Source organism: uncultured Thiocystis sp. (genome assembly GCF_903866365.1).
Taxonomy (GTDB): domain Bacteria; phylum Pseudomonadota; class Gammaproteobacteria; order Chromatiales; family Chromatiaceae; genus Chromatium.
The window spans coordinates 1-4,521 of the sequence record NZ_CAIPNF010000304.1; the positions used below are offsets into that span (position 1 = coordinate 1).

Consider the following 4,521-nt stretch of genomic DNA (forward strand, 5'->3'; position numbering starts at 1 on the left):
CTCACCCGTCCGCCACTCTACTCAGGCCAAGGCCCTTTCGCGTTCGACTTGCATGTGTTAGGCATGCCGCCAGCGTTCAATCTGAGCCAGGATCAAACTCTTCAGTTCAATACTGCAAACACTGCACAAGGCAGCGTAATCTCGTTCGACAAAACCGCTCCCAAAGGAAACGCTTCGTCGCTTGCTCTTCAGGGCCTGCGACAACGCGCCGAAGCCCCTTCACAAAACATCTGAACAAATTGCTAAAGAACTGGCGGCACCGCGAGAAAATCCAACACTTCCGCACTGCCAAGACCGACCATTCTACGCTCCCTCAGGGCCTTGTCAACCCCCCAACGCCCAGATTCCTTCCCGCTCCCGAACTCCGTTAAGCAAGCCGAATACTCTACCAATGCCGAGAAATCGCTGTCAATACCGATCACAGGCAAACAGATTGTTTACGACGAAGTCAAGCCAGCCGCCTTAGAGACAGCATCCGCCACCTGGATTTGCTCGTTCTCTGACAGGTAAGGATGCATGGGCAAACTGATGACGCGCTTCGCAACGGTGGCGCTGACGGGGGTTGCACCTGTCTCCAGACCGACACGAAACACGGGTTGCTCGTTCAGTGGAACAGGATAATGAATGGCGGTCGGAATCCCCTGCTGCTGAAGCCGCTCAGCAACCTCCTCTCGATTGGGCACCTGAATAGTATACTGCGCGTAGACGGACAAATTGCCCGGTCGGATGAAGGGCGTTAGCACCGATGAGTCTCCGGTGGCGGTCGATGCGGCTCCACGTTCGTTCAGTAACGCCGTATAGCGATCTCCCAACCGCGACCGCGCCGCGATCTCGTCGGGGAAAATATCCATTTTCGCGAGCAAGACAGCCGCCTGAATCGTATCGAGACGCCCATTCAGACCCAGGCTCGGGTGATGATAGCGCCGATCCTGACCGTGATTCCGGATCTCCCGGAGCTTCTTGGCGAGTGCGTCGTCGCCGGTAAAACAAGCGCCGCCGTCGCCATAGGCGCCCAATGGTTTGGCCGGGAAAAACGAGGTGCATCCGATCAGCGATAGCCCGCAGGAGCGCCGCCCCCGATCGGTCGCGCCGAAACTCTGCGCCGCATCCTCGATGACGGGTAACCGATGACGTTCGGCAACCGTGTTGATGGCGTCCATCTCCGCGCACTGCCCGTACAGAGACACCGGCAGGATGGCGCGGGTCCGTCCGGTGATGGCATCCTCCAGCAATTCGGGATCGAGGTTGTAGGTGACCGGATCGATGTCGACAAAAATCGGGCGCGCGCCGAGTAGTGCGATCATCTCGCCGGTCGCGATGAAGGTGAAAGGCGTCGTGATCACCTCGTCGCCGCGACCGATCTCCAGCGCCATCATGGCGGCCAGCAGCGCGTCCGTGCCGCTCGACATCCCGATGCAGTGACGCACCCCGACGAACTCGGCCAGCCGCTCCTCCAACTCCTGAATCTCTGGTCCCATGACGAATTGGCCGTGCCGCAGCACGGTCTCGATCCGGGCCTTGACGTTTTCTTCGATCAGGCTGTATTGGGTTTTTAAATCAATAAATTGCATTCATTTTGCCTATCAATGATGGTGCTACGCACAGCAAATCGTCTCAGGGCAGCAAGATCTGCACCGTCTCGGACGGACGGAGCAACTCATTGGTCCGCCGGTCGAAGACGATATCCAGATAATAAACGGCGCCCTCCAGCTCGACGCGCACCGACTGTACCCCCAGGCTGTAGACCTGACCCTCGCGGACCGTCCCATTCACCGTCACCTTTGCGGCTTGATCGGGCTTGACACCTCGCAGCACATTGGCGGTGACCAGGGCACGGGCGAGCATCCGATCGTCGGGCGCAATGACGATGAGCGGTTCCTGCTGGAGCGTTTTGTAAATGACGGCGCCATTCCAGACATGACGCGCCACCACGATCCCGTCGAAGGGCGCCCGCAGTTCGGTCTGCTCCAGGGCGACCGCCCTGGATGCCTCGATGGCCTTCGCCGCTTCCCCCTCGGCGGCTGCGGCGACCTGCTTGAGTTCGGCGTCTTTCAACTCCTCGATCGCAATCAATCCACGGTCGAAGAGTTCCTGGCTGCGGATCAGTTCGCGCTGGGCCTGCTCGCCTGTCACCCGCTCGCGGGCGACGCGCGCGCGCGCATCCAATAAATTCGCTCTGGCTTCACGTTGATCCATGCGCAACAGGAGATCGCCTTTCTTCACATGCTGACCGACACTGACCGCGACCTCGTCGACGACGCCGTTCTCCAGCACCCGCATCTCGACTTCCTGGACCCATTCGAGCCATCCCTTGAGTTCCACCACGGCCCGCGCGTGGGCAACCGACAGCAGGAGGAAAAGAGCGATCAACCCACGCGACATCATGGTTCTTCCCGAGATGTTGGCGCCCATAGGGGCTGGCCGGCAAGCGCGTTCAGCTCGGCCCAGGTCAACGCCTGACAATAGGCCACGCGCTTTTCCAGGAAACGGGTCTGGGTCTGCTGGCTCATGGAGTAACCAAGATCCGCGGTCACCTCCTGATCGTATAGGGTACGGCTCTCGTCCAGCTTCAGATCGCGCCAGGTCGCTTCGGCATGCACGCTGCGCTCCGCCGCGACCAATGCCTTTAACCGCAGCAGCAGTTCCAGGATCTGTTGACGCAATTCCCACTGAATCAGCGCGCGATCCGATTCCGGGCGATCCTGGCTCGGCACGCGCGCGACGTGGCCCTCGGTGGCCTTGGAAACCAGCTCATCGAGCGTTGGCAACCCATCAGGCAATGACGGCAGGGCTGGCTCGGTCAGATTCCTCGGGAGATCCTCGGGCTGCCCAAGCGCCTGAGCCAACAACGACCGGGTCCATTGCTGGCCGATCTCGCTGGCGGCCCGGCGATGGAGCAGATCCTGATAGACCGTTGCGAGTTCCAGCACCCGCAGCTCGGACAACTGACCGAGTTGACGGCGCACCGACGCCCGGTCGAACTGGATATAGGCAACCGCCATCGCCTCGCTCTCGCTGGCAAAACTCAAATCCGCCAGCAGCACGTCGAAGAACCGCGCCATGATCTCCATCTGTTGCGCCGCCAGCGGCGACAGCAGGGCCGCCAGGGGCTGATTTCGGTTGGGATCGTCGAACAGACTGTGGTTGAATGCCAGCCCATGACAATCCAGATACAGGGACGGGCGTCGCGGCAGGCGCGCCTCAAGGTCTGCGGATGCCGTCATGCGCGGATGCGCCGCGAGCGCCTTCAGCGACTGCTCCAGGCTCAGCGGGTCGGGAACCGCCCACGCCACGCCCGTCGCGGTCTCGACGGCCGCCAGGATGCACAACACGATCATCAGGGACGAAACGGAAATCGACAGGCGCATGGATCTTCACGCAGGAGTCTGTGGAGAGTGGATTGACGCATTGGCCACCGCGATCTTGATCGAGAGAGTAAACGGTGCGGGGGGCAAGGCTCAAGTGATTTGGCGCAGACTGACTGCTTCTTTCGACTGCAATCCTTCCGGAGATTTTTTTATGCAACAGATCCGTCATCCGCGCATCGCCATGCTCCTGATCGCCGCGCTCTCCAGCGCGGTCGGCGCGACCGAGTCCGCGTCTGCGGTCGAGCCTCTCCTCAGCCCGCTGGAGGGGCCGGCCTGGCAACTGACCGACTACCCGTCCGCCGACGGTCCCGTCGCGGCGATCGCTAAGGCCAAACCGGCGCTCTTTCGGTTTACCGCCGGACAGATCGCGGGCAACGCCGGCTGCAACCAGATCACCGGCGCCTACCGCCTCGACGGCACCGGCCTGACAATCGACAAGCATCTGGCGTCCACCATGATGGCCTGCCCCGAATCGCTGATGCAGCAGGAACAGGCGGTCACCGCCGCGCTCGCCCGCGTCGTCGCCTATCGACAGGTCGGCGACCGGCTCGAATTGCTCGACGCGGCAAACCAGATCCTGCTCAGGTTTCAGGCGTTCCAGGCATCGCCATTGGTAGGCGAAACCTGGATGCTGGAGGTGTACAACAACGGCAAACAGGCGCTCGTCTCGCCCCTCGCCGGCGCCGACATCCGTCTCGAATTCCGCGAGCAGGGCACGCTGGGCGGCTCCGATGGCTGCAATCGCTACATGAGCGGCTACCGACTCGAAGGCGACCGCCTGACCATCGGTCCGATCGCGACCACCCGCATGACCTGCCAGGGTCCGGACGCCGTCGCTGCACAGGCCGCCACCTACGCCGCGGCGCTCGGCACCGTCGCCGGCTATCGGATCGAAGGCCGCCAACTGACGCTCCTCGACGCGGACGGCAAGACCGCCGCACGGTTTCAGGCGCCCGCGATGCCCGCTCCGGTCGTTCCGGCCGAGTGATGCGGTCAAGCGCCCGCGAAACTTCCAGGGCGAGCGCGTTTAAACATTCCGTTTTTCGGGTAGTTGACGGATGCTAGCGAGAAACGACGATTGGAGTTTCTCATGTCAGCAAGCATTCTTGAGCATTTCACCTCCTTGGAAGATCCTCGGATCGAGCGTCGAAAG

4 protein-coding genes and 1 rRNA gene are annotated in these 4,521 nt (G+C 61.7%); 1 reads left to right on the forward strand and 4 read right to left on the reverse strand.

Annotation, left to right across the window (positions count from 1 at the left end):
• The 4 genes from QZY07_RS17330 to QZY07_RS17345 all read right to left on the reverse strand — a co-directional run.
• Positions 1 to 108 (reverse strand): 16S ribosomal RNA (locus QZY07_RS17330); the annotation flags it as partial.
• Between the two features lie 329 nt (positions 109 to 437).
• Positions 438 to 1,571: a DegT/DnrJ/EryC1/StrS family aminotransferase gene (locus QZY07_RS17335; protein ID WP_295405435.1), complete on the reverse strand. Its 1,134-nt coding sequence runs from the start codon at positions 1,569 to 1,571 to the stop codon at positions 438 to 440.
• Positions 1,572 to 1,614: 43 nt separating this feature from the next.
• Positions 1,615 to 2,370, reverse strand: coding sequence for an efflux RND transporter periplasmic adaptor subunit (locus tag QZY07_RS17340; protein WP_295405437.1), 756 nt, complete (start codon positions 2,368 to 2,370; stop codon positions 1,615 to 1,617).
• An 11-nt stretch (positions 2,371 to 2,381) separates the two neighbouring features.
• On the reverse strand, positions 2,382 to 3,368 hold the full coding sequence (locus tag QZY07_RS17345; RefSeq protein ID WP_295405439.1) for a hypothetical protein: 987 nt from the start codon (positions 3,366 to 3,368) through the stop codon (positions 2,382 to 2,384).
• A gap of 151 nt (positions 3,369 to 3,519) precedes the next feature.
• Between QZY07_RS17345 and QZY07_RS17350 the strand changes: the two genes are divergently transcribed.
• Complete coding sequence (locus tag QZY07_RS17350) at positions 3,520 to 4,356, forward strand: META domain-containing protein (protein WP_295405441.1); 837 nt, start codon at positions 3,520 to 3,522, stop codon at positions 4,354 to 4,356.
• Positions 4,357 to 4,521 lie beyond the last annotated feature (165 nt).